This window comes from Meiothermus ruber DSM 1279 (genome assembly GCF_000024425.1).
Classification (GTDB): Bacteria; Deinococcota; Deinococci; order Deinococcales; family Thermaceae; genus Meiothermus; species Meiothermus ruber.
Genome location: NC_013946.1, coordinates 2218620 through 2242256, shown reverse-complemented (window position 1 = coordinate 2242256; position 23637 = coordinate 2218620). Strand labels below are relative to the sequence as shown.

Sequence of the window (23637 nt, the reverse complement as noted above, 5' to 3'; positions counted from 1 at the left end):
ATGACCCTGACCCGACCGACCCTGACCTTCCGCCAAACCACCCTCGAGAACGGACTCACCGTCATCGCCGAGATCAACCCCGAGGCCAAGAGCGTGGCCCTGGGCTACTTCTGCAAGACCGGCAGCCGCGACGAGACCCCGGAGATCGCGGGTGTTTCGCACTTTCTGGAGCACATGCTGTTCAAAGGCACTGAGCGGCGCGACGCCCTGCAGGTCAACCTCGAGTTCGACCAGATGGGGGCCCAGTACAACGCCTACACCTCGGAGGAGAACACCGTCTACTACGGGGCGGTGCTGCCCGAGTTCGCCCCCCGGCTTTTGGAGCTGTGGAGCGACCTGATGCGCCCGGCCCTGCGCCAGGAGGACTTCGACACCGAGAAGCAGGTCATCCTCGAGGAGATCGCCCTCTACGAAGACCGCCCCAACGTGATGCTCTTCGACTGGGGGCGGGCCCGCTACTTTGCCGGGCACCCGCTGGGGAATAGCGTGCTGGGCACCACCCAGTCCATCACCGCCCTGACCCGCGAACAGATGGCCCAGTACCAGGCCCGGCGCTACGCTCCTTCCAACCTGGTGCTGGCCCTGGCGGGCCGGGTGGATTGGGAGCGCACCCTCGAGCAGGTGGCCGCGCTCACCGCTTCCTGGCCGAAGGGCCATGCCGAAAGGGCCTACCCGGCGCTGAACCCGGCGGTGGGCGAGCTGCGCGAACCCTACCCCAAGGCCACCCAGACCTACCTGGCCGTTTTTGCACCGGGGGTCGCGGCCCAGGACCCGCGCCGCTACGCGGCCAGCATTCTGGCCAACATCCTGGGGGAAGAGGGCAACAGCCGCCTGCACTGGGCCCTGACTGATAAGGGGCTGGTGGAGTCGGTGGGGGCCGGGGTGGATGAGGCCGACCAGGCCGGTCTGTTTTACATCTACGCCCAGACCGACCCCGCCAATGAGGAGGTGGTCAAGGCCGTGCTGCGCGAGGAACTCGAGCGCCTCGAGCGCCAGGGGGTGCGCCCGGAGGAGCTCGAGCGGGCCAAAAACAAACTGGCCACCGCCCTGGTGTTTGCTGGCGAAACCCCCATGCAGCGCCTGATGAGCGTGGGCCTCCAGTACCTCTACAACCAGAGCTACGAGCCCCTGAGCGAGGTGGCCCGCAAGGTGGAGGCCGTCACGCTTGACGACGTAAACGGCCTGCTCGAGGCCCAGCCCTTCAGCCGGAGCTTCTTCTACAGCCTGGTACCGGCGGGCTAACGGGGCCGGGCCAATACCAGCGTCCAGTAGGTGCGGTAGGTGTTGGAGGCATCGCCCTGCACCAGGGCTGCCCCAATCTCGCTGAAGCTGGCGCTCTTAATGGCCTCGCAGTGCCCACTTCTGCTGTCCAGCCAGCCCCGGATTACCGTGTTCATGTCGGGGTAGCCGGCGGCGATGTTCTCCCCCCAGCTGGCGGCGCTGTAGCCGGCCCGCGCGATGCGCTGACCGGGGTTGCTACCGTCGGAGCCGGTGTGTGAGAAAAAATTATTGCGTTGCATGTCCTGGCTGTGGGCCAGGGCGGCGGCCTCGAGCTTGGCGTCCCAGGCCACCGCGGCCACCGGGCTGGCAAAGGCCTGGTTGGCGCAGCGGCAGGGAGTGGCCCGCACCTGGTTGAGGGCCTGGGTGAACACCGCGCTGCTCAGGCCGGCACCTTCGGCATCGAAGCGAACCGCGCTGCAGGCAGGCAGGCTTTCCGAAGGCGGATCGGGGCTCTCTGTGGATGGTGGGGCGGCAGGGGAGGTGCAGGCCGCCAGACTAAGCAGACAAACCAGCATCCAAGGCTTCACATGCTTTATTGTGGCATCTGCTTTAGCTCGATGACCATTGAGCCTTTTCTCAGGAAAATAAACACCTGCTCCTGCCTTCAGCCCCTATGATGCAAGGGTGTGGGTGTGGTTTTTGGGGTTGTTGCTTTGCGGTGGGGCGCTGGCCCAGACTGCCCTGGAGCTGGAGGTGCTCCAGCGCACCAACCAGGTGCGCCAGGAACGCGGCCTGCGGCCCTTGCAGTGGGACGCGCTGGCCTACAAGGCGGCGCTGGGGCACGCCCAGGATATGCAGGAGCGCAACTTCTTTGCCCACCAGAACCCGGATGGCCTGGGGGCCGCCGAGCGGATGCGGGCCGTAGGGGTGCTCGAGGTGATGGTGGGGGAGAACCTGGCCAGCTTCGAAGGCTACCCCGACCCCGAGATCCCCCAACGGGCGCTTGTGGGCTGGATGAACAGCCCCGGCCACCGGGCCAACCTGCTCAAGCCGGAGTTCACCCACCTGGGGGTGGCCCTGGTGCGCCAGGGCCGCCGGGTGGTGGTGGTGCAGAACTTCATCGGGCGGCCCTTCGACCCCCAGGTGCGCCTGACCCCAGCCCAGGCCGAGCGCACGGTGCTGGTTCTTTCGGGGAGCGCCCCCGGTACGGTGGGGGTGTTTGTGGGCAACAACCTTTACGCCCGGCTCAACCCCCCCATCCAGGCCCGCCTCGAGCTGCCCCCCAGCGCCGAGGTGAGCTTTGCGCTTTTCGACGGCCAGACCTGGTGGGCCACCCAGAACGGCCAGCGCGGCCTGCGCCTCGAGCAGACCCTCGAGCGAAGCGCTGTACCCGGCCAGCGCGTGGTTCTTCAGCTCCCGGCGGGCAGCTTCACCCTGGCGGTGGGCGCACAACCGCGCTTCTGGCAGAACCTCTCGGGGCCGGTGCGCCTCGAGCTTACCCTCCCCAGCACGCTGGAAGCGCTATGGCTGGGCCTGCGCCAGGGCAACCGCATCAGCTACAGCCACCGGATTCCCCTGAAGCCCTAGGTGCTGGCTCGGTCAGGGGTCTTTTGCGGGCCACCGGCTGGATTTTCTCGAGGTTCTGCTGGCCCTGCAAACGGGCCCAGAAGAAGGCCATCTCCACCACGGCCTGCAAGCGCACCTCCAGGGGCAGCGCCTGCCAGCGTTCCTTTTCGGAGGGCACCTCCTCGAAGCGGTATTTACGGGCGATGGGTTTCATAGTTCCTCGATATCGCGCAGGTCAATGCTGCGCCCAAAAGCCCTTTTCAGGGTAATAAAATCCTCACGCGAGACCACCCGCACCGGGAGGCCCTCTACCTGATGAACCTGGCTTCGCTCGTAGGCCTGGTCGAAATCTAGCCCAGCCAGCAGCACCAGATCAATCCGGTTGGGCTCGTAGCCCAGTTGAACCACCCCTGGGGTGCTGAGGTCCTCCAGGGTGAGCCCCAAATCGTCCCCACCAAAAAAAGTCTGGATGGCTCGAAGAACTAGGGGAGCCTCGCTTAGGTCTACCCACAGGTCGAGGTCTTTGGTGTAGCGGGGCACGCCCAAAAAAGCCAGGGCATAGCCACCGATTACCATTGAGCGAGCGCCCTGGGTATTGAGGCAGCGGATAAACTCGAGCATCTCCTGGGTCATATCTCAGCGCGGGGTGCACCGCTGCTTATAGCTTAGCCCATGTTAGTATCCTCCAGCGGCGAAGCCGTCTGTCCCGAGAGGAGCCGGTTGTTGTGGAAGCTCGAGTTCTCCTTGCCATCGCCCTTACCATCCTGCCCTGGGCCTCGGCCTTTGCCGGGATACGGGCGGGCCTGCAGGACTACAGCCCCGCGCACCTCACCTTGCTGCGCTTTTTAGTGGCCTCGAGCGTGATGCTGGTTTATGCCCTGCTGGTGCGGATGCCGCTGCCCGAGCGGCGCGACTGGCCGGCCATCTTCGGGCTGGGGTTTCTGGGCATTACCGTCTACCACACCGCCCTCAATTTCGGGCAGGTCACGGTGAAAGCTGGCCCGGCGGCCCTCCTGATTGCGGTGGGGCCGGTGTTTGTGGCCCTGATGTCCTATTTTTTCCTGCGGGAGCGGCTCTCGGCCTGGGGCTGGTTGGGCATTGCAGTGGCTTTTACCGGGGTGGCCCTGATTGCGGTGGGGAACCATCCGGGTAGTTTTCAGCTCGAGCCCGGCGCTTTGCTGATTGTGCTCTCGGCCTTGGTGACCTCGGTGTATTTTGTCTTCCAGCGGCGCCTGGCGCGTAAGTACAACCCCCTCAACTTCACGGCCTACACCATCTGGGCCGGTACGCTGCCCCTGCTGGTCTTCTGGCCGGGGCTCTTCTCCGAGGTGCAGGCGGCCTCGCCGCAGGCTACCTGGAGCGTGATCTACCTGGGGGTGCTGCCCGGCGGCCTTTCGTACCTGACCTGGAACTACGCCCTGAGCCGCGCCCCGGCCTCGCAGGTGACCAGTTTTCTGTATGTCTCCCCGGTGCTCGCCACCCTGATCGCCTACCTCTGGCTGGGGGAAGTGCCCGGCCTGCTGGCTTTGGTGGGCGGGGGTATCGCCCTGGTGGGGGTGATCATCGTGAACACGCTGGGGAGGGTGACCAGGGATGCTTAGTCCGGCGGGCCTGCCTTCCAGTAACCGCCTCTTCCTACCGGTACAATCAACCAAGATATGGCCGAGATTCTCCCCATCCGCCTGTACGGCGACCCTGTTTTGAAGAAAAAAGCCCTGCCGGTGCAGGACTTTAGCGGCATACCCCAACTGGCCGAGAACATGCTCGAGACCATGTTTGAGGCCCGGGGGGTGGGGCTGGCCGCCCCGCAGGTGGGTGTGAGCCAGCGGCTGTTTGTGGCCGCTGAGTACCTGGACGACGACGAAGAAGAAGGCCCCGAGGCCGACCTCAAGACCCGCGTCAAGCAGCTATATGTGATGGTGAACCCCGTCATTACCTACCGCGCGGGCCGGCAGTCCATCCTCGAGGGCTGCCTTTCGCTGCCGGGCCTGTACGCCGAGGGGGCCCAGCGCGACCTGCAGGTGCGGGTCGAGTACCAGGACGAGCACGGCCAGAAGAAGGTGCTCGAGGCCGAGGGTTACCTGGCGGTGGTCATGCAGCACGAGATTGACCACCTCGACGGCATCCTTTTCTTCCAGCGCATGTCCTTCGCCGACCGGCAGAAGTTCCTCGAGGAGCACCGTGAAGACCTGGCCGAGTTCCAGCGCCAGGCCAAAGCCTTTTTGCGAGAAGCCAAGCGATGATGAACGAGACCATCTCAACCCACTCCAACCAACCTCGCAGGGTGGCCTTCTTCGGCTCCCCGGCCTGGGCGGTGCCGGTGCTCGAGGCCCTCTACCAGCAGCACCAGGTGGTGCTGGTGGTGACCCAGCCCGACAAACCGGCGGGCCGGGGTCTCAAGCTCACGCCCTGCCCGGTGGCCGCCTGGGCCGAGGCCCGGGGCCTGCGGGTCGAGAAGCCCGCCAGACTGCGCAAGAACCTCGAGTTCACAGAGCTTTTCCGGGAGATCGCCCCGGAGGTGGCGGTCACGGCGGCCTACGGCAAAATTCTCCCCGCCGAGCTGCTGGCAATCCCCCGGTTCGGCTTCCTGAACCTGCACCCTTCCGACCTGCCCAAGTACCGCGGCCCGGCTCCGGTGCAGTGGACGCTGATCCACGGCGAGACCGAGACCGCCGTCTGCATCATGCAGACCGATGTGGGCATGGACACCGGCCCGGTGGTGGCCCGCTGGCGCACCCCGGTGGGCCCCGACGAAACAGCCGTGGAGCTTTCCAACCGCCTGCGCGACAAAGGGATCGAGCTGTTATTGGAGGCCCTGGCCGACCTCGAGCACCTGCAACCCCAGCCCCAGCCGGCCCTGGGCACCCACGCCCCCATGCTGCAAAAAGACGACGGAAAAATCGTCTGGGAGCGTAGCGCCGATGAAATCTACAACCGCCACCGGGGGGTGCAGCCCTGGCCGGGAAGCTGGTTCGAGCACCGGGGCCGGCGGGTAAAGGTGCTGCAGATGTCGAGGGGCCCACTGGAGCAGATTCTCGAGCCGGGCACGGTTCTGCACATCGCCGATGGGCTCATGGTTGCCGCCGGGCAGGGCAGCCTCTTGCTGAAAGAGGTGCAGCCCGAGGGTAAGAAGCCCATGCCGGCCGCCGACTGGGCGCGGGGGGCCCGCCTGCGGGTGGGCGATCGGCTGGGCTGACCCAGCTTTGCTGGCAAGCTATCGGAAAAACGCTGCCTGATTCATAATGGGGGCGTGGCCCATGAGTCCCACGGATAAGTTGAAGCTGGCCGGGCGCTACCGGCTGCTGGCCCCCCTGGGCGAGGGGGGGATGGCCGAGGTCTGGCGGGCCGCCGATGAGCGCATGGACCGCCTGGTGGCGGTCAAGATTCTGCACACCTACCTGCCCCCCAGCGAGCGCAGCCGTTTTTTCCGCGAGGTGAAGGCCCTCTCCAAGCTCTCCCACCCCGGTGTGGTACAGGTCTTCGATCTGGGCGAGGAGGAGGGCCGCACCTATTTTGTGATGGAGCTGGTGGAGGGCGGCAGCTACGACCGGCTGGGCCCTTTTGAGGACGGGGTGGAGGGCCTGCGCCTCCTGACCGCCTCGGCGCGGGTGCTCGAGGCCCTGGAGCACCTGCACCAGCGGGGCGTGATCCACCGCGATCTCACCCCCCGCAACATCCTGGTCACGCCCGAGGGCCAGCCCAAGGTGATGGACTTTGGCCTGGCCTATCTGATGCAGGAGAGCCGCCACTTCACCCGCACCGGCATCACCGTGGGCACCCCGGAGTACATGGCCCCCGAGCAGGCCAAGGGCCTGGCCCTCACCCCCCAGGCCGACCTCTACAGTTTTGGCGCGGTGCTTTACCGCACCTTTACCGGCAAGCCCCTGTTCGAAGGGGAAAACGACCAGTCGGTGCTCTACCAGCACGTCTACGAGCCGCCCAGGCCCCCCCACAGCCTGAACCCGGCCATTCCCCTCGAGGTCTCCGAGCTGATTCTGTCGCTTTTGCAAAAAACCCCCGACGAGCGCCCGGCCAGCGCGGCCACGGCCCACGCGGTGCTGGAGGAAACCCTGCGGCGCTACCGCGAGAGCCTCTCGGCCACCCCGCGGGCAGGGGCCAGCCGCAGCGGGCACTACCCCACCGGCCCCGCGCGGCCCGAGAAGCTCGAGCTGCGCGGCACCCACGACCTCTCGGGCGAGGTGGCCTGGCCCGGTGAGCTGGTGGCCCGCGAGGGCAGCCTGTGGGTGGGGGCGGGACAGGGCATCGCCCGGCTCGATCTAACCGATGGCGCGGTTCACCGCCAGCGCCTGGGTGACGAGGTCTCGGCCCCGCCGGTGGTGACCGACGAGCGGGTCTATGTGGCGGCCTGGGACGGCCGCCTGACCGCCATGTCCCTTTCCGGGCGGCCCATCCTGAGCTTCCCCACCCGCGCCGAGATCACCGCGGCCCCGCTGGTGGGTGGCCTCATCTACCTGGCCGGGCGCGACGGCTTTTTGTACGCCCTGGACGCCAGCGGCACCCTGCGCTGGGGTTTCCAGGCCGGCAGCGAGCTTTCGGCCTCGCCCACCCTGTACCGGGGTCTTTTGTTCGTGGCTAGCGAGGGCGGCTGGCTTTTTGCCCTCGACCCCCAGAGCGGCCACCTGCGCTACAAGGTGGAGGCCGGGGCCGTGCACACCGCCATGCCGGCTCGAGGCGGCCTGCTTTTTATCCCCACCTGGGCGGGCGAGATCCACGCCTTCGACCCCCTGACCCGTGAGGTGCAATGGAGTTTCGACCTCGAGGGCGAACTCTGGGGGGCCCCGGCCCTGGACGAACGCCACCTGTATGCGGCGAGCTGGGCCGGGAAGCTCCACGCCCTCGACCAGAAAACCGGCGATGAGGTGTGGGCGCTCGAGGTCGGCAAGGTTACCGCGGCGCCCTCCATCGCCCACGGGGTGCTGTACCTGGGCACCGAGGAAGGCCGGGTGCTGGGGGTGGACACCAAGAGCGGACGGCTGCTCTTTGAGGCCACCGGTTTAGGCCCCATCCAGGTGCCCCCGCTGCCCTACCGGGGGGCGCTTTATGTGGCGACCCTGGCGGGGAAGCTGTACCGGTTTGCTTGAAAGCAGTTAGGATGAGCGCATGTTGACCCGGCTTTTGGTTCGTAACTATAAGAGCTTGGGGAAGGTTGACCTCGAGCTTGGTAAGCTGGCCGTTTTTGTAGGCCCCAACGGCTCGGGTAAAAGCAACCTGCTCGATGCTTTGCGCTTCGTTTCAGATGCCCTGAGTCTCAACCTGGACTATGCGTTGCGAGAACGAGGGGGTATCAACGAGGTACGTCGGCGCTCGAGCGGTCGCCCCAACAATTTCCGTATCGAACTGCACCTAACCCTCGAGCACTGGGCTGCTAAATATGCTTTTGACATCGAAGCTGTGCGCGGCTACGATTATCAGGTTGCTCGGGAGGAGTGCCGGGTGTTTTCACTGCAGACCGCAGTCTCGTCTGAGCGGTATTTTGTGCTAGAGCGCGGTGAGTTGAAAGCGTCCAACCCTCGGTTGAGCGCGGCTAGCAACCGTCAAGACCTATACTTGAGGGCTGTTTCAGCAGAAAAGGGCTTCAACGAGGTTTTCGATTATCTTACCAGAATCGCCGTCTACAACCCCAACCCTGCGGCTATTCGCAACCTGCAGGATCCCGATGCCTACCCCATCCTGCGCCGGGATGGTAGCAACCTGCCCAGCGTCCTGCGCCAGATGCGGAATGCTCCCCAACGCTTAGAGCGGGTTCAGGAGTTTCTCTCAAAGATTGTTCCGGGTGTTACAAAGGTTGAGCCTGTGATCTTGGGTCACAAGGAAACCCTCTATTTTTTTCAGCGGATGGACAACAAGAACGACTGGCGCTTTTACGCCAGCTCGATGTCGGATGGAACCTTGCGGGCGCTGGCTGTGTTGGTGGCTGCTTTCCAGACTGCCGTTACGGTAGCGGGGGTCGAAGAGCCCGAGGTGGCCCTGCATCCCGGCAGCGCTTTTGTGCTTGCGGATGCCTTGATCGAAGCCAGTGAAAGCCGTCAGATTTTGTTGACGACCCACAGTCCCGACCTTCTTGACCATGAGGGCTTGTCTCCCGATGCTCTTTTCATGGTAGGTATGCAGCGGGGAACAAGTGAGGTTCGGCCCATACCAGAGGAACAAAAACAGGTTATCCGGGATAACCTTTTTACCGCAGGGGAGCTTTTGCGCCAGCGACAACTGGAACTGCCCACAGTCCAAGACGCACTTCTATGAAACTTGCGCCCATTGTAGAGGGACATGGAGAGGTGGAGGCTTTGCCCATTCTGATCAGAAGCTTTTTCCCCTCACTCCAAGTCCAGCGACCGCTCAGGGTTCAACGAAACCGTTTCTTGAATGATCCGCAAGAACGGAGGCGTTTTCTTGCGCTTGCCCAAAACAATTTAGGCCAGCAGGGGGCCATCCTGGTGCTGCTGGATGCAGACGAAGACTGTCCTGCAGAACTTGCGCCGAGTCTTCTGTCCCAGCTTAGGCAGGATGCGCGCCTCAGCTGTCATCTGGTGCTGGCCAAATGTGAGTTCGAGACCTGGTTTCTGGCTGGCGCGGACGCTTTGGGGTTGGGACGGGCTCCGGTGGCCGTTGAAACGATTCGTGGGGCCAAAGAGGAGATAAAGCGGCGTATGGGGTACTATTCGGAAACCGTAGATCAACCCAAGTTGGTAGCTAGAATGGCCACGGCATGTGACCCTCATCTTTTGCGTGAAAGAGCGCCTTCATTCGACAAGCTTTGGCGGGAGCTAGAGAAAATTGCCAATGCCTGATTTGCGACTAACCGACGAACAACAGGCCATCGTAGCCCACAACGAGGGGCCGGCGCTGGTGTTTGCGGTGGCCGGGGCCGGCAAGACCACCGCACTGGTGCACCGCCTCGAGCGCCTGGTGCGGGAGCGGGTCTTCGAGCCCCGCAAGATTCTGGCTACCTCCTTTAGCCGCCTGGCGGTGGACGATCTCAAGCGGGCGCTTGCGCGCTGGCCCCACACCCAGGCCATCCAGGTCTCCACCCTGCACGCCCTGGGCTACCGCATCGTGCGCAAGGCGGCCTCGGAGGGGCTTTTGAAGCTGGCCGAGGTCAGGGATGAGGGCTCTGAACAGGCCCTGTTGCAGCGCACCCTGCGACGGGCCCGCGAGTTGAAGCTCGAGTGGGTCTCCGAGCTGGAGAACCTCGAGGCCGAGGACTTTTTGAGCTACGTGGGGGCCTGCAAGGGCAACCTGCAGTATGCCGATCTGAAAGGGGCCGGGCTGCCCCCAGCGGCCCTGCGGGTGGCTTCGCAGGCCCAGGCGCCCGAGGAACTCGAGTGGTACCTGGAGCTGTACAAACTGATGGAGCAGGTGCGGCTCGAGGAGGGCCTGCTCACCTTCGACGACATGCTCATGACCGGCTGGGAAGTGCTGGTGCGCCATCCGGGCATTCTGCAGACCGTGCAAAAAGCCTTTCAGGCGGTGCTGGTGGATGAGTTTCAGGACGTAAACCTGGCCCAGTCGGAGATGCTCGACCTGATTACCCAGCCCCACCGTAACTACATGGCGGTGGGCGACGACGACCAGACCATCTACGAGTGGCGGGGGGCCAGCCCGCGCTTTATCCTCGAGTTCGCCCAGCGCTATGGGGCCAAAAAATATCTGATCCGCGATACCTTCCGCTGCCCCGCGCCGCAGGTGGTGCTGGCCGGGCGGGTGATCGCCCACAACCAGCAGCGCGAACCCAAGCGCCTGAGCCTGACCAAGGGCTTCCAGGGCCGGGTGCACCTTCGCCTGGAACCCCACACGCCCGCCCAGGCCCAGGGCCTGGTGAGCGATATCGCGGGCCTGCTGGCCCAGGGCCGCAAGCCTGGCGAGATGGCGGTGCTGGTGCGGCTCTATGCCCAGACCCCCTACATCGAGCAGTGCCTGATCGAGCGGCAGATTCCCTACCGGGTGGTGGGCAGCACGCCCTTCTACCAGCGCCCGGAGATCCAGGGGCTGCTGGCCTACCTGCAACTGGCCCTGAACCCCACCAAGCACCTCTGGCTGCAGGTCTACAACACCCCCAAGCGCTACCTGAGCCGGGCCCTGGCCGATGCGGTCTGGCGGCGGGTGGAGCGGGGGGCTTCGCTGGTGGAGGCGCTGCGGGCCGAGCTGGCCGGGGCCGAGGAGCGGGTGGCCCGGCGGCTGCGCGAGCTAGCCGAGCTTTTTGAGTGGCTGGGTGGGGCTATAGCGCAGGGCCCGGCCCACGCGGTGCTGGTGGCCCTCGAGGCCCGCCTGGACTATTGCCGTCATCTGCTGCGTTCCTCGGGCTTCTATGAGGTGGGGGTGGGCAGGGCCGAGGGGGTGCGGGCCTTCCTCGAGTACACCCGCGACAAGGGCCGCGTGTTCGAGCTCTTGCAGCACCTCGAGCGGCTGGCCCAGGAGCACCTGGGCGACGAGCCCGCGCCGGAGACCCGCGAACGCCTGAGCCTGATGACCATCTTCCGGGCCAAGGGATTGGAATGGCCCCTGGTCTTCATCCCCGACTGCAACGAGGGCACCCTGCCCTACAGCGGTTCGGAGAACCTCGAGGAGGAGCGCCGCCTGTTCTATGTGGCCCTGACCCGCAGCTCGCAGCATACTTATCTTTATGCCCTGTCCAGCCTCCCGCTCTCGCCGTTCTTGCAGGAGGCCGAGTACCAGCAGGTGCTGGGGGCGGTCGAGCGGGTGGGGGAGGCCCTGGAGATGAAGGCCGAGGAACTCTCCACCGCCCAGACCCTGGCCCTGGCCCGGGGCGCCCACGAGCTGGGCCTCGAGCGCTTCTTACATCGTTGGTGGAAGGCCGAGCAGGCCCAGCCCATCGCCGCCAAGGTGCTGCGCCTGTTCGCCCACGCCGAGCGGGCGGGCTGGCTCGAGGCGCTGGGCCTCACCCCGGAAGCCAGGGGCCTTTGGGAAGCCTTCGATATAGAGCCGGGGGAGGGGATGGCGGGCGAGTTTGCCGACCTCGAGCGCTTCCTGCTGGAGCCCAAAGCCCCCGAAAAGCCCCCCGGGCTGTCGCTGGGGCAAAAGGTGCGGCATTTTCAGTTTGGTGTGGGGCGGGTGGTCGGCCTGGAAGATGGCGTGGCCACGGTGGCCTTTGCCGATGGGGTGCGCAAGCTGGTCCTGCGCTATGCCCGGCTGGAGGTGGTGGGCAGTGCATCTCTGGGCAGGCCCAAAATGGGCTTGCAGGGCCAGGACTGAACCCAACCCTACGGACACAGCGTCCAGACGGTGTCCTTGTTGAGTACCAGGTTGCGGCTAAAGCGCAGATGGCCCGGCTGGCCGGGCTGGGTGCCCTCGGCCCGCAGCTCGTAGCGGCCTTCGCGCAGGCTGGGAAAGAGCCTCGAGCCCCGCACAGTTCCGATAAACTCTCCGTTGATGTAGAAAAACACCGTCTGGTTGGGGCCGGTGCACTGGTTCTGCACAATCAAATCGAAGCGCCGCACCTCGGTAACGCTGGGCGCACAGGCCGATAGGGCCAGCAAGGCCACCAGGCAGCAGAATAGAACGCGCATCATCCAGACCGTGATACCTCGAGCCACCCCAAATTGCATGAGGGTTTGTCAGGACTTCAACGGCACACCCATGGCTTTGGCCTCGTACATGCGGCTGTCCGCAGTGCTGAGCAGCTTTTCTGGGCTCCCCCCGTCTTCGGGGTAGGCGGCCAGACCGATGTTGACCCCCAAGCGCAACCCGTTGAAGCAGATGGACTCGATGATCTGGGCGTAGCGGGTGGTAACCGCCACCGCCTCGGCCTTATCGGTGTGCGGAAAGATGGCCGCGAACTCGTCGCCGCCCCAGCGGAAAAGGTAGTCGCCCGAGCGACGCTCCTTTTCCAACAGCTCGGCCACCCGGATGAGGGCCAGATCCCCGGTGGGGTGGCCCAGCCGGTCGTTGACCGCCTTGAACCCTTTCAGATCCATCACGATCAAAGACAATGGGTAGCCGTACCGGACGGCCCGCTCGAGCTCTTCCGCCAGCGCTTTGTCGAAGGCCCGGCGGTTGGGCAGTCTGGTCAGGGGGTCGGTGAGGGCGGCCTCCTCCAGGAGGCGGTGGGTTTTGCTGTCGTGCAGAAGGGTGGCTAGCGGAGCCGCAAAGAACTGGGCGGCGCGCAGGCTATCCTCGCCGAAGGCCTGTGGGTCGTGCAGGTTGTCCAGGTTGAGGTAGGCCAGCACCTCCCCCCGAAAGGCGATGGGCAGGCACAGGTTGGCCTGAATCTCGTGCACCCTGCCGGCCCCATTCACAACTGCGGGCGGCGCAGTCCGATGGCTGACCTCGTAAATGGGGGTGGTCTCGCCGCTCAGGATGCGGGGCTCGCCCTGGTGCAAGCGCTCCTCACCCAGGCCGTACCAGTTGAGCATATCGGCGGCCGTGCTGGGGGCGGCCTGCAACCCCTCGAGGTCGAAACCCACGGCCGCTTTATAGCGGTATAGCCCGTTCTCGAGCACCATCAGGCTTCCGGCCTCACTGCCCGGCACCTGCTGGATGGCTTCTTCGAGCACCATCTGGTAAAGGTTTTCCGAGGGCTGCTGCAAAAGGGCCTGCACCAGACGGCTGACGCCTTCATGGCGGCCCTTCTCTATCAGGCGTTCAAACCCGATGCCCAGCGTGCGACAGAAGAGCAAGAGCAGCTCCTGCTCGGCCTTGCGCCAGTTTCTTTCCGGGGGTGTGCCCACCACCAGGATGTAGCGGCTGCGCGGGGAGCCAGGGGTCGGGATGGGGTGCGCCGCAAAGGTGCGCCAGCCCAGGGCCTGCAAAGCCTGCACCCCCCCCGGTTCTTCCGCGTAGCGCTGGGTGAAGAACGGTTTACCCGAGGCGTACACGTCCCAGGCCCGGCCCTGACCGTAGGGCAGGCCCTCCCGCAAAACCTCCAGCAGGGTGGGCTCGTCTACACCTGCATGGGCCAGCGCCTGCATCCGCGCCCCCCGCACCTCCCAGACCACCCCCGCCCTGAGCGACAGGCCCTGCAGCAGGAGGGAAAGGGCCATCTCCGAGGCCTCCTCGAGGGAGGTCACCTTGTGCAGCTCCACCGAGAGGTCGGAGAGCAGGCGACGGGCCTCGAGGTCGGCCAGGCGGTCGAGGTGCAGGCTCACCGTCTCGGCAAAACGGATCAGCCCATCGACCTCCTCCGGCCAGAAAGGCCGCTCGGTTTCCAGGTTGAACACCGCCACCACCTCGCCCCGTTCGAACAGCGGGAGGGCCAGCTCGGCCAGGGTGTTGATGCCAGGGGCTGCGATGAAACTGGGTTCCTGGCGTACGTCGGGCACGTACTGGGGCCGGCCTTCGCGGAAGGCCCGGCCCACCACCCCCTCGGCCGAGATCTCCTGTGCGCCGAGCGTCGGGACGCTGGCGAGCAGGCGCAGGGTGTGTTTTTGGGGCAGCCATACGCTGGCGTGGCCGCCCGACACAAACTTGGTAAGGTGCTCGGGAAGGCTGGCCAGGAGAGCCTGCCGGTGTTCCAGGGCTGGCAAAACCTCCAGGGCCTCTGCAAGAAGCTGATGGCTCCGGGCCAGCATTCTGGCGTGGCGGTGGGCCCTGCGCAGGCTCCCCCCGATGCCGTTGGCGATGAGCACCGATAGCAACAGCAGCAAACCATCCCACGCCTGAAGCCCGGCGAGGCGGGCCAGCAGCACGGCCGATAGTATGCCGGCCGCGAACCCCCATTTGAGGCCATAGATGCTGGCCGTGGTCGCTGTAAAAATCATGAGGAAGGGGAGCTTGTACGAGGGCTGCGCACCCAGGAAATCCGAAAAAAACGTAAAAATCAGGGCAGAGGCGGCAATTGCCCCGTAGACCAGATTAACCGCTGACCAACTGAAGGCCCGGTTCATGCGTCCCCTCTGCGCATGGCCTGTAGCTGCTCGCTGGACTCGATTGCTGCAGGCCGGCCCAGCAGATAGCCCTGCCCCAGGGAAAAACCTTCGGCCAGAAGGAAGCGGTACTGGGCCTCGGTCTCGATGCCTTCCACAATCACCTTGAGCCTGAGGCCATGGCCTATGGCCTGCACGGCGCGCATCAGGCGGGCCTCGGAGGTATCGGCGCGGGGGTTGGGGCCGAGGTTTTTGACGAATCCCTGGCCCAGCTTGATGGCCGCCAGGGGTAGGCTGGTGATGCGCTCCAGAGAGGAAAACCCGCTGCCGAAATCGTCGAGGTAGAGGGGGTGCCCCTGCCGGGCCAGTTGGCGCAGCACCGCAAGGTTGGTTTCGTTCAGCGCTACCTGCTCGGTGACCTCGAGGATCAGGTGCTGGGGAGCCAGGCCGTGGCGCTGTAGCAGACCGGCGATGCGTTCGGGCAGACTCGGCTCGAGCTGGCTGCCCGACAGATTGACCGCAATCGGTATGCCCCACTGGGCCGCGCGCGCGATGGCTTCGGTTAAAACCCACCCCCCCAGCTCCACCATCCAGCCCTCCTCCTCGGCGATGGGTAAAAACAGGGCCGGTGAGATCGGGCCCCGCTTGGGGTGCTGCCAGCGCAGCAGGGCCTCGAGGTGCTGCAGGCGCCGATCCTCCAGGGTGCGGATGGGCTGATAGTGCAGAAAAAAGCCCAGGGGCGTTCCCCCCGACTTAAGCGGCCGCAGGGCCTGCCCCAGGGCCTGGTGCAGCCAGTCTTCTTCGAGGGTGCTCTTTACCAGCGCGGGATCGTAAAAGCGTACCTGCCCGGGCTGGGCTTGCTCCAGGGCGATTTCGGCGGCTTGAGGAAGTTCGAGCGGGGTGCTGCCCGGCTGGGCAAAAGCCACCCCCACCCGTGGGCTGAAGTCGAGCTGGGGCCAGCGGGCCGCCAGTTGTTCGCGCACGCGCACCTGTAGCCGCGTTAGCACGGCCTGGGTGGTGGTGGGGTTATCAACCCCCTCCAGCACCAGCCAGAAGATGCCCCGCTCGAAGGCCAGGTGATCGGTTGACCGCAGCTCGGCCTGCATCGCCTCGGCGAGGCTGTGAATCACGGCCAGCCAGGTGGCCTCGCCCTCGAGCCGCCGGACGCGTTCCAGGGAGCGGCAGTGCAGCGCCAGCAGGGCTCGAGGGGCGGGCGATAAAAGGGCCAGCGTGGTTCTGAGACCATACAGATTGAGCAGACCGGTCTGGGGGTCATGCTGGCGGCTGTACTGGACTTCGTTGCGCAGCTCGTTCCCGTACAGCAGCCAGGCCACGTGGTGGGCCAGCCCCTCCAGGTGGCGCAGGTCGAGTTCGTCGAAAGCGTCGGGGCGTTCAAAGTGGTCGAGGTACAGGTAGGCGCGCGCCATCCCTTTAACCACCACCGGGGTTGCCAGCATGGCCTGGATGCTACCGACGCGCCCAGGGCCTTCTATGATGGCCCGCCGCTCGGGGTCGAGCTGTTGGTTGAAGCGGGCGATGTCGATCTGGGTAAACACCCGGGCCTGGATGTGCTGGCTCAGCGAAAGGGGTTCCCGCGGGTGCAGATAGACCTTTTGCAGGGCTTCCAGGTCGTAGCCTTTGGCCGCCACAAAGCGGAAGCATCCGTCGGGCTGGAGCAGGGTGGCGCTGCCGGCCTGGGCGACCGGCACAACCTTGAAAGCAGCCTCCAGGGCCCGTTGCAGCACCTCTTCGGGGGAAAGCGTCTCCTTGAGCCCCGAGGCCAGCAGCTCGAGCGAGGCCCCCTGGAAACGGGCCCGGCGGTAGGCATCGCTGATATCAAAACCGATGCACTGTATGCCCACCGGCTTTCCGTGCTGATCCAGCAGCGCCATAAACTCCCAGCGGCTGCGGTTCCAGGGTTTGCGGGTTGGCTTGCTGAACTCTACCCAGAAGGTCTGGTGGGGGTTCTCCAGGGCCCGATGCACCACCTCTATAACCGTCGGTACGTCCCTGGGGTCGGTATGCTCCAGCGCGCTGGCCCCAATCGGCAGGGCTTGCAGCCCCATATACTGCAGGTAGGCCCGATTGGCATAGACAAAACGCCCCTCGAGGTCGGTCTGTAGCACCATAATGCCCTGGGATAGGTCGAGCGGTTCCAGGCCCGGGCTCGCCTTAATGTGAAAATTCAAATCAGGCATACTGAACGCCCCTCATTCTTGCAGCTGCCATGCAACCCATCCCCTGCTAATCCAACGATAGCAAAACCCATGACGCCCCTTCGGTTATCTGAACCGTTGCAGAAGCCGCGCAGCGATGTTTGCAGAGGCGCCAGCCACAGGGCATTTTTTGGGAAAAACCAGCGATTTCCCATCAATAACCGAATCTGAACATTTTTTATAGGAAACCCAAAAACCCTTGCGAGGCTTTTCAACCGATGGGCATCTGGTTATATTGGCCTGCCAAAAAGCTTTGCTCGATTGGGCGGTCTAACCCTGGGCCTCGATGCGGTAGCGGCAGCACTGGCCCCCCGCTGAGATGCGCTCTTCGCGGATCACCGGCACCCCCAGGAGCTGCTGGTATAGCTCGAGCTCGCTCTGGCAAAGCTCGCCGTGCTCGAGGGAAAGCGCCAGTTTGGGGCAGCGGGCCTGCTCCAGGTACCAGGCCCCGTTTTCCTGGTAAAAGCTGGCCTGATAGCCTTGCTGGGTTAGAAACTCGGCCAGGCGGTAAATCTTTTGCTCGAGGCTCAGGCCTTCCATATGCGGGGCCAGTTCCTCGAGCAGCTTGTTGTTGCGCCGGGTCAGCACCTCCAGCACCAGCCCTTCCCCGAAGAGCTCTTTGAGATGGGTCAGCACATCGGCGCACATCTGGGCGTAAGGGGCCTGCTCGTCTACGGCCTGGTAAACCTGCTTGGGACGGCCCCGGCCCTCGTTTTTTTCCAGGCGGGCCCGCACCAGCCCTTCGCGCTCGAGATCCTCGAGGTGGCGGTGTACGGCTACCTTCGAGATGCCCAGCGACTCAGCCAGCGAACCCGCGCAACAGGCCCTCGAGCGCAGGGTTTCCAGAATCCGCAGCTTGGTTTCGCCCATCCCCAAAGCCATAACGCTCCTATGCCATCGGCAGCAGCATGTAGGACTGCACCGACAGCTGACCCGCCAGATTCCGCGCCGCCTGACGGAAAGCCAACGCCTCGGGCGAATCGGGTGCCCCAATCAGCACCGGTACACCGCTGTCGCCCCCCTCGCGCACCGAGAGCGCAATGGGAATTTCCCCCAGGAAGGCGGTGTTGTGCTGTTCGGCCATCTTGCGGCCCCCACCCTGTCCGAAGATGTAGGTTTTCTGCCCGTTTTGTTCGAAAAACGACATGTTCTCGATAACGCCCAGGATGCTAACCTGCACCCGCTTGAACATGTCCAGGGCCCGCTCGGCATCAATGCGAGCCACATCCTGCGGGGTAGTGACAATCACACCCCCCGAAAGCCGGGTGAGCTGCGCAAGCGAAAGCTGCACATCCCCCGTGCCAGGGGGCAGATCCACCATCAGATAGTCGAGCTCGCCCCAGGCCACCTCCTGCAGGAACTGCTTGAGGGTGCCGTGCAAAATGGGGCCGCGCCAGACCATGGCCTGGCCCGGCGGCACGATGTTGGCGATGCTGATGAGCTTAACGCCGTAGCGCTCCAAGGGCACCATCCGCTTTTGCTCGTCCACGCGCAGCTTTTCGCCCTGGGTGCCAAACATCTGGGCCTGGCTGGGGCCGTAGATATCGGCATCCAGTAGGCCTACTCGAGCCCCTTCCTGGGCCAGTGCCACGGCCAGGTTGGCCGCGACCGTGCTTTTGCCCACGCCCCCTTTGCCCGAGCCAATCGCTATGATGTGCTTGATGCCGGGTAGGGGCAGGTTTTGCGGCCCACGTACCTGGGCGCCAAAGTGCACCTCGACCTCGGTCGCACCGATCTTGCTAAGGGCCAGGCGTATATCCCCCTCGATTTTTTCTTTGAGCGGGCAGGCTGGTGTGGTGAGGTTGATCTTGATCGCGGCCTTGGTGCCTTGCACGGCAATTTGCTCAACCATCCCCAGCGATACCAGATCCTTGTGTAGCTCGGGGTCGTGGACGGTTTTAAGGGTTTCCAGTACCTGGGCTTCGCTGAGCGCACTCATCTCGTATTCAGATTATCCCTGGAAATGCTTTCATGAACGGGGCTGGAATCACATTACAGGGGATTGGTAACACAATTTTGTCAACTACTGCACTGTAAAAAGTTCCGCCTCGCATCACAGTTGCTCGATATCATCGCCTATGTGGGCTGGCTGGGGGCCGAGCCCGACCTGGCCAACCTTCGCCGTTTGCTCTGGATTAATGCCGCTCTGGATGTGCTGTACGTGGCGGTGGGTCTGGGTTTGTGGATGCGTCCAAAGCCGATACTCAAAGGTTTTGGCCTTGCTATCGCCATCCAAGGCTTATTCTTATTTTTCTTTGACCTGTTGCACGCCCTACAAATCTAAACGTATCTTGGACAAATATTGTACTGATGCTGAACAGATACCCTAAACCTCGAGGTTGAGGGTAGGTTCGTTCGGCGGTTGCTTCCTGGGTCTGCCGCTCAACTTCAGTACAGGAGGGCACGTATGAAGCTAAGAACCCTGCTGGTAGTCGGTAGCCTAGCCCTGGCCGCGCTGGGCCTCACCCTGACCAACGCCCAGAGCACCGCCCAGAACCAGACCATTGCCCAGATAGTGGCCACCAACCCCAACTTCAGCACCCTGCTGGCCGCGGTGCAGGCGGCGGGCCTGGTGGAAACCCTCTCGGGCCCAGGCCCTTTCACGGTGTTTGCGCCCACCAACGAAGCCTTTGCCAAGATCCCCAAGGCCGACCTGGACAAGCTTTTGGCCGACAAAGCCGCCCTTACCAAAGTGCTCACCTACCACGTGGTAGCGGGGCGGGTGCCCTCGAGCCAGGTGGTCACGCTCAAGGAGGCCAAAACCGTGCAGGGCCAGAGCGTGACCATCGAGGTCAAGGATGGCAAGGTGATCCTGAACGGTAACTCGACCGTTACTGTGGTGGATATCCAGGCCAGCAACGGCATTATTCACGTGATTGATACGGTTTTGCTACCCAAATAGCAGAGCCGAATTTTTAGCCCCTGTCGCCTGGCAGGGGCTTTGTTTTTGTCCTGAGGTTGTTGGTTTGTAATCCAGATCGGTTTCCGAACCATCTGTCGCGGGATACCATGCCCTGGAAGAAAGTCCAGCAGGAAGAAAGGAGCAGGCTATGCTTTGGAAAAGGTGGATTGCAGGCTTGGTGCTGGTACTTGGTTTTGCGCTGGCCCAGGAGGGTACAGCCTATGTGCGCTTCGCCCACCTGGTACCGGATGCACCGGCGGTGGACATCCTATCGGGCGGAAACAAGGTGTTTGAAGCCCAGGCCTTCAAAGACGTCACCTACTACGCCGAGGTGCCTGCGGGCAGCCTGACCCTGACCGTGCAGACCACCGGGCAGAACCCCGCCAAGGTGGCCGATGTGGCCATCCGGGTGCAGGCAGGCAAGTACTACACGGTGATGGCCCTGGGCACGGCCTCCACCCTCCAGGCCCGCCTGGTCGAAGACCGCATCGCCCCCGCCGAGGGGGTGGCCAAGGTGCGCGTGATCCATGCTTCGCCGGATGCGCCCGCGGTGGACGTGGCCCTCAAAGGCGGGCCGGTGCTCTTCCGCAACCTGGCTTTCAACCAGCTTTCGGGCTATGGCACGGTTCCGGCGGGGGTGTACAACCTCGAGGTGCGCCCCACCGGCGCCCGCACCGTTGCGCTACCGCTCGAGGGGGTGGGCTTTGAGGGGGGCAAGGTCTACAGTGTGTTTGCGGTGGGCTTGCTGGCTGGAGAAACCCTCGAGGTCGTCGTGGTGGAGGACAGCTTCGGCAGTCCATAGCTTTCTTAGCATCCGGCCGGGTGGGCTTCGGCCCACCTTTTTGTGTGCTCCGGCTATGTCAAAAAGCCATGGTGGCGACAGGATAAGAGCCATGCGTGCATGGATTCTGCTAATGATGGGGCTGCTGGGACTGGGCCTGGCCCAGCCAGCCCGCTGGGAGGGCCAGCCCGAATACCGGGCTATTGTGGGGGCGACCACTTCCGCTGGGGCTACCCTGGACAAAAGCTACGTGCTGGTCTATCCGGCCCAGGGCACCCCGCGCGGCACCGTGATCTTTGTTCCGGGTTTCCTTGGAGGCGCCACCAACTTTGATATTCTGGCCCGGCGGCTGGTGCTGGCCGCGCCGGGCTGGGCGGTCTGGGCCTGGGATCGGCGGGCCAACGGCCTCGAGGACCGCCGGGGCTTCACCACGCCCGACCCCTGGGCCTACTACCAGAACCACCCACTGCCCGAGTTTCCCTTCCTCAAGGACTGGGGGCTGCGGGTACACCTGGAGGATCTCGAGCGGGTGGTAAGCCAGGCCCGTTCAAGCGGCCCGGTGGTGCTGGCCGGGCACTCGCTGGGGGCCAGCCTGGTCTCGCTCTACGCCTTGTACCGGGGCGATACCATCCACGGCCTGATTTTGCTCGACGGCGCGCCCCGCCTGATTCCCCTCACGCGCGAGCAGTATCTGGGCGGCACCGAAGGGGGGTTTGGCCGGCTGGCCGGGCTCAACGAGCTGCTGGAAGGTAAAGCGCCCCCCTACATCAACGCCTTCGGGCTAAACCCGCGGGGCTTTGCCCAGGCCGAGGCCCAGGCTTTCATGACCGCACAGAACCCCCAGGCCGACGCCCCTGCCGGCTGGGCGCCCTTCCGGGCCAGCCGGCTGGCCGCGGCCCTGTACCGTGTGGACGAGCGTTACGCCCTCTCGCCTATCTTTGCCGTCTCGGTGGGGCAGGCCACCGGGCGCGAGGGCATCAACCTGCTGAGCCTGGCGGTGGGCAGCCTGGTTTATACCATCCGGGGCCCGCGCGGTGGGCGGGTGGAGTGGCGCGATACCGGCGAGGCCACCGATCCGCTGGAGTTCATAAGCGCCTATGCCAACCCGGTTACGGGCTTCTCGGAGTGGTTCTTTCCCTACCGTCTTTTGCTCGATATCGCGGCCTATGACACCGCCATGCCCGAGCTCCAGCCGCGCTCGGTGCCGTATCCGGTGCTGGCCCTGGGGGCGGGGCGGGGTTTGCTGCCGCAGGTGAGCAATTTTCGCAGCGTAGGAGAGGTATTCCCCAACTCCAGCCTGGATCTTCGCATCCTGCCCGGCCTGACCCACCTGGACATCCTCACCAGCCGCAGGGGGGATGCGGTGGGCCCCATCGCCCAGTACCTGCAGGGGGTGCGCTAGCCCGTGACGCTCTGGGTGCTGGGCGACCAGCTTAACCACGCAGCGGTGCGGCGGCTTGCTGCAAAACGGGTCTTGCTGGTCGAAGCCTACGAACTGGGGCGCACTCCACCCATGCACCCCCAGAAGCTGGTGCTGTTCTTCAGCGCCATGCGCCACTTTGCTCAGGAATTGCGCGAGGGCGGCCTCGAGGTCACCTATCTACAGGCCGAGACCCTGGCGGAAGCCCTGGCTGCCTTTTTCCGCGCCCACCCGGGCGAGACCCTGGCCCAGATGCAGCCCGCCGACCACGGGTTTGCCGAGCGCGCGCAGGCGCTGGTGGAGGGGCTGGGGGGCGTGTACCGGCTGGTGCCCAATCCGCTGTGGCTGTTGCAGCCGGAGGAATTCGACCGCTGGGCGGGCAGCCGCAAAACCTACCGCCTGGAGTACTTCTACCGCTTTATGCGCCAGCGCAGCGGCTACCTGATGCAGGGGGGGCAGCCGCTGGGAGGGGCCTGGAACTACGATGCTGAGAACCGCAAAACCCCCCCACCGGACTACCGGCCCCCGCCCCCTTTGCGCTTCAGCCCGGATGCGCTCACCCGACAGGCTATCCAGACGGTGCAGGAGAAATTCACCCGCCACTTCGGGGCGCTGGAGGGCTTCGACTGGCCGGTCACGCGCCAGGAGGCCCTGCAAGCCCTGGAGGATTTTGTGCAGCACCGGCTGGCCCAGTTTGGCCCCTACCAGGATGCCCTGCTGGAGCAGAGCTGGAGCCTGCACCACTCCTTGCTCTCGCCGGTTATCAACCTGGGGTTGCTGCACCCCCAAGAAGTGGTGGAGCGGGCGCTTTTGGAGTACGAAAAAGGGGGCATCCCGCTGGCCAGCATCGAGGGCTTTGTGCGGCAGATCATCGGCTGGCGGGAGTACATCTACCACGTCTACCGCCGCGAGATGCCGGGGCTGGGGCAAGCCAACCAGCTCGATGCGCATAGGCCTCTGCCCCCGCTTTTCTGGGGGGCCCCCACCCGGATGCGCTGCCTGTCTACGGTCATCGAGCGGGTGCGGCAGCGCGGCTACGCCCACCACATCGAGCGGCTGATGGTGCTGGCCAACTTTGCTCTGCTGTATGGGGTTAATCCGCAGGCGCTCAACGCCTGGTTCATCGCGGCCTTCGTGGACTCCGCCGACTGGGTGATGGCTCCCAACGTCTTGGGGATGGGGGTGTTTGCCACGCCGGTGCTTTCCTCCAAGCCCTATGCGGCCAGCGGGAAGTACATCGCCCGTATGGGTAACCACTGCCAGCGCTGCAGCTTTCGGGTAGAGGAGACCCTGGGCCAGCGGGCCTGTCCCTTCAACAGCCTGTACTGGGACTTTATGGCCCAGCACCGCCCCCTGCTCGAGGCCAACCCCCGCCTGGGGGTGCTGTACAAAAGCTGGGATAAGCGCACCCCAAAAGAGCAGGCGGCAATTCGCCAGCGGGCAGAGGTGCTGCGCCGCAGCATGGCCCGGGGGGAGCTGTAGGGCTTGCCCGGCCTGGGCGTTACCTATCGCGTGCCCAAAGGTATGGCACTGGCGATAAAGCCTGCTGGGATCGGGCTTTGCTAACGTAAATGCCCCAGGGTATGGACGTAACGAGGGGTGTCTGTGTGATTAACGTTACATAGCAGCCCTGTTGCGGGTACAATCACCGAGTACGGAAGTAACTTCGGTAGAGCCGCTCTAGCCCGCTG

Annotated in this window: 22 protein-coding genes; 14 read left to right on the top strand and 8 right to left on the bottom strand. The window is 64.6% G+C overall.

Features of this window, described 5'->3' with window-relative positions; all coding sequences use genetic code 11:
• Window positions 1-1242, top strand: a complete 1242-nt coding sequence (locus MRUB_RS11050; protein ID WP_013014441.1) for a M16 family metallopeptidase — start codon at window positions 1-3, stop codon at window positions 1240-1242.
• Here MRUB_RS11050 and MRUB_RS11045 read toward each other — a convergent pair.
• Window positions 1239-1808 carry a CAP domain-containing protein gene (locus MRUB_RS11045; protein WP_152024896.1) on the bottom strand — a complete coding sequence of 190 codons (570 nt, stop codon included), beginning with the start codon at window positions 1806-1808 and terminating at the stop codon, window positions 1239-1241. The genes MRUB_RS11050 and MRUB_RS11045 overlap by 4 nt on opposite strands.
• A gap of 97 nt (window positions 1809-1905) precedes the next feature.
• On the opposite strand from MRUB_RS11045, the gene MRUB_RS11040 reads away from it, so the two are divergent.
• Window positions 1906-2808: a CAP domain-containing protein gene (locus tag MRUB_RS11040; RefSeq protein WP_015586786.1), complete on the top strand. Its 903-nt coding sequence runs from the start codon at window positions 1906-1908 to the stop codon at window positions 2806-2808.
• Here the strand turns inward: MRUB_RS11040 and MRUB_RS11035 are convergent.
• Together MRUB_RS11035 and MRUB_RS11030 are read right to left on the bottom strand one after the other, a co-directional pair.
• Window positions 2774-3001 carry a hypothetical protein gene (locus MRUB_RS11035; RefSeq protein ID WP_013014439.1) on the bottom strand — a complete coding sequence of 76 codons (228 nt, stop codon included), beginning with the start codon at window positions 2999-3001 and terminating at the stop codon, window positions 2774-2776. The two genes, MRUB_RS11040 and MRUB_RS11035, sit on opposite strands and share 35 nt — an antisense overlap.
• The gene (locus tag MRUB_RS11030; RefSeq protein WP_013014438.1) at window positions 2998-3420 is read right to left on the bottom strand and encodes a nucleotidyltransferase; all 423 of its coding nucleotides are present in this window, start codon (window positions 3418-3420) and stop codon (window positions 2998-3000) included. Before MRUB_RS11030 ends, MRUB_RS11035 begins: the two co-directional genes overlap by 4 nt.
• A gap of 92 nt (window positions 3421-3512) precedes the next feature.
• Here MRUB_RS11030 and MRUB_RS11025 point away from each other — a divergent pair, with 92 nt between their 5' ends.
• From MRUB_RS11025 to MRUB_RS10995, 7 genes are all read left to right on the top strand, one after another.
• Complete coding sequence (locus tag MRUB_RS11025) at window positions 3513-4388, top strand: DMT family transporter (RefSeq protein WP_013014437.1); 876 nt, start codon at window positions 3513-3515, stop codon at window positions 4386-4388.
• 57 nt (window positions 4389-4445) lie between these two features.
• A complete protein-coding gene (gene def, locus MRUB_RS11020) occupies window positions 4446-5030 on the top strand; it encodes a peptide deformylase (protein WP_013014436.1) in 585 nt (194 codons plus the stop codon).
• Window positions 5030-5983: a methionyl-tRNA formyltransferase gene (gene fmt, locus MRUB_RS11015; RefSeq protein WP_015586787.1), complete on the top strand. Its 954-nt coding sequence runs from the start codon at window positions 5030-5032 to the stop codon at window positions 5981-5983. Before def ends, fmt begins: the two co-directional genes overlap by 1 nt.
• Before the next feature lie 61 nt (window positions 5984-6044).
• On the top strand, window positions 6045-7889 hold the full coding sequence (locus tag MRUB_RS11010) for a protein kinase domain-containing protein (RefSeq protein ID WP_015586788.1): 1845 nt from the start codon (window positions 6045-6047) through the stop codon (window positions 7887-7889).
• 19 nt (window positions 7890-7908) lie between these two features.
• Window positions 7909-9051 (top strand): AAA family ATPase, encoded by a 1143-nt coding sequence (locus tag MRUB_RS11005; RefSeq protein WP_013014433.1) that lies wholly within the window; start codon window positions 7909-7911, stop codon window positions 9049-9051.
• On the top strand, window positions 9048-9596 hold the full coding sequence (locus MRUB_RS11000; protein WP_013014432.1) for a DUF4276 family protein: 549 nt from the start codon (window positions 9048-9050) through the stop codon (window positions 9594-9596). The genes MRUB_RS11005 and MRUB_RS11000 overlap by 4 nt, the downstream gene beginning before the upstream one ends.
• Entirely contained in the window at window positions 9589-12018 is a 2430-nt protein-coding gene (locus MRUB_RS10995) for an ATP-dependent helicase (RefSeq protein WP_013014431.1), read from the top strand. Before MRUB_RS11000 ends, MRUB_RS10995 begins: the two co-directional genes overlap by 8 nt.
• Before the next feature lie 8 nt (window positions 12019-12026).
• Here the strand turns inward: MRUB_RS10995 and MRUB_RS10990 are convergent, their stop codons facing one another.
• The 5 genes from MRUB_RS10990 to MRUB_RS10970 form a co-directional block, all read right to left on the bottom strand.
• Window positions 12027-12335, bottom strand: a complete 309-nt coding sequence (locus MRUB_RS10990; protein ID WP_015586789.1) for a hypothetical protein — start codon at window positions 12333-12335, stop codon at window positions 12027-12029.
• 45 nt (window positions 12336-12380) lie between these two features.
• The gene (locus MRUB_RS10985; protein ID WP_013014429.1) at window positions 12381-14648 is read right to left on the bottom strand and encodes a sensor domain-containing diguanylate cyclase; all 2268 of its coding nucleotides are present in this window, start codon (window positions 14646-14648) and stop codon (window positions 12381-12383) included.
• Complete coding sequence (locus MRUB_RS10980; protein ID WP_013014428.1) at window positions 14645-16825, bottom strand: EAL domain-containing protein; 2181 nt, start codon at window positions 16823-16825, stop codon at window positions 14645-14647. Before MRUB_RS10980 ends, MRUB_RS10985 begins: the two co-directional genes overlap by 4 nt.
• Before the next feature lie 288 nt (window positions 16826-17113).
• On the bottom strand, window positions 17114-17725 hold the full coding sequence (locus MRUB_RS10975; protein WP_013014427.1) for a helix-turn-helix transcriptional regulator: 612 nt from the start codon (window positions 17723-17725) through the stop codon (window positions 17114-17116).
• Window positions 17726-17732: 7 nt separating this feature from the next.
• Complete coding sequence (locus tag MRUB_RS10970) at window positions 17733-18782, bottom strand: Mrp/NBP35 family ATP-binding protein (RefSeq protein ID WP_013014426.1); 1050 nt, start codon at window positions 18780-18782, stop codon at window positions 17733-17735.
• A gap of 120 nt (window positions 18783-18902) precedes the next feature.
• Here MRUB_RS10970 and MRUB_RS10965 point away from each other — a divergent pair, with 120 nt between their 5' ends.
• The 5 genes from MRUB_RS10965 to MRUB_RS10945 all read left to right on the top strand — a co-directional run bounded on the left by MRUB_RS10965 (window position 18903) and on the right by MRUB_RS10945 (window position 23428).
• A complete protein-coding gene (locus tag MRUB_RS10965) occupies window positions 18903-19127 on the top strand; it encodes a DUF6992 family protein (protein ID WP_013014425.1) in 225 nt (74 codons plus the stop codon).
• 123 nt (window positions 19128-19250) lie between these two features.
• Window positions 19251-19745 (top strand): fasciclin domain-containing protein, encoded by a 495-nt coding sequence (locus MRUB_RS10960; RefSeq protein WP_013014424.1) that lies wholly within the window; start codon window positions 19251-19253, stop codon window positions 19743-19745.
• 148 nt (window positions 19746-19893) lie between these two features.
• Window positions 19894-20547: a DUF4397 domain-containing protein gene (locus MRUB_RS10955; protein WP_013014423.1), complete on the top strand. Its 654-nt coding sequence runs from the start codon at window positions 19894-19896 to the stop codon at window positions 20545-20547.
• Between the two features lie 91 nt (window positions 20548-20638).
• Window positions 20639-21928, top strand: coding sequence for an alpha/beta hydrolase (locus MRUB_RS10950; RefSeq protein ID WP_013014422.1), 1290 nt, complete (start codon window positions 20639-20641; stop codon window positions 21926-21928).
• A 3-nt stretch (window positions 21929-21931) separates the two neighbouring features.
• On the top strand, window positions 21932-23428 hold the full coding sequence (locus MRUB_RS10945) for a cryptochrome/photolyase family protein (protein ID WP_013014421.1): 1497 nt from the start codon (window positions 21932-21934) through the stop codon (window positions 23426-23428).
• Window positions 23429-23637: the final 209 nt, after the last annotated feature.

Excerpts from the sequence above, each read along its gene's own strand:
- MRUB_RS11035 (WP_013014439.1), bottom strand. The coding sequence starts at position 3,001 with ATGAAACCCATCGCCCGTAAATACCGCTTCGAGGAGGTGCCCTCCGAA.
- MRUB_RS10950 (WP_013014422.1), top strand. The coding sequence starts at position 20,639 with ATGCGTGCATGGATTCTGCTAATGATGGGGCTGCTGGGACTGGGCCTG.
- MRUB_RS10955 (WP_013014423.1), top strand. The coding sequence starts at position 19,894 with ATGCTTTGGAAAAGGTGGATTGCAGGCTTGGTGCTGGTACTTGGTTTT.
- MRUB_RS10985 (WP_013014429.1), bottom strand. The coding sequence starts at position 14,648 with ATGAACCGGGCCTTCAGTTGGTCAGCGGTTAATCTGGTCTACGGGGCA.
- MRUB_RS10960 (WP_013014424.1), top strand. The coding sequence starts at position 19,251 with ATGAAGCTAAGAACCCTGCTGGTAGTCGGTAGCCTAGCCCTGGCCGCG.
- MRUB_RS10990 (WP_015586789.1), bottom strand. The coding sequence starts at position 12,335 with ATGATGCGCGTTCTATTCTGCTGCCTGGTGGCCTTGCTGGCCCTATCG.
- MRUB_RS10975 (WP_013014427.1), bottom strand. The coding sequence starts at position 17,725 with ATGGCTTTGGGGATGGGCGAAACCAAGCTGCGGATTCTGGAAACCCTG.
- MRUB_RS11050 (WP_013014441.1), top strand. The coding sequence starts at position 1 with ATGACCCTGACCCGACCGACCCTGACCTTCCGCCAAACCACCCTCGAG.
- MRUB_RS11030 (WP_013014438.1), bottom strand. The coding sequence starts at position 3,420 with ATGACCCAGGAGATGCTCGAGTTTATCCGCTGCCTCAATACCCAGGGC.
- MRUB_RS11000 (WP_013014432.1), top strand. The coding sequence starts at position 9,048 with ATGAAACTTGCGCCCATTGTAGAGGGACATGGAGAGGTGGAGGCTTTG.
- def (WP_013014436.1), top strand. The coding sequence starts at position 4,446 with ATGGCCGAGATTCTCCCCATCCGCCTGTACGGCGACCCTGTTTTGAAG.
- MRUB_RS11005 (WP_013014433.1), top strand. The coding sequence starts at position 7,909 with ATGTTGACCCGGCTTTTGGTTCGTAACTATAAGAGCTTGGGGAAGGTT.
- MRUB_RS10995 (WP_013014431.1), top strand. The coding sequence starts at position 9,589 with ATGCCTGATTTGCGACTAACCGACGAACAACAGGCCATCGTAGCCCAC.
- fmt (WP_015586787.1), top strand. The coding sequence starts at position 5,030 with ATGAACGAGACCATCTCAACCCACTCCAACCAACCTCGCAGGGTGGCC.
- MRUB_RS10970 (WP_013014426.1), bottom strand. The coding sequence starts at position 18,782 with ATGAGTGCGCTCAGCGAAGCCCAGGTACTGGAAACCCTTAAAACCGTC.
- MRUB_RS10980 (WP_013014428.1), bottom strand. The coding sequence starts at position 16,825 with ATGCCTGATTTGAATTTTCACATTAAGGCGAGCCCGGGCCTGGAACCG.
- MRUB_RS11010 (WP_015586788.1), top strand. The coding sequence starts at position 6,045 with ATGAGTCCCACGGATAAGTTGAAGCTGGCCGGGCGCTACCGGCTGCTG.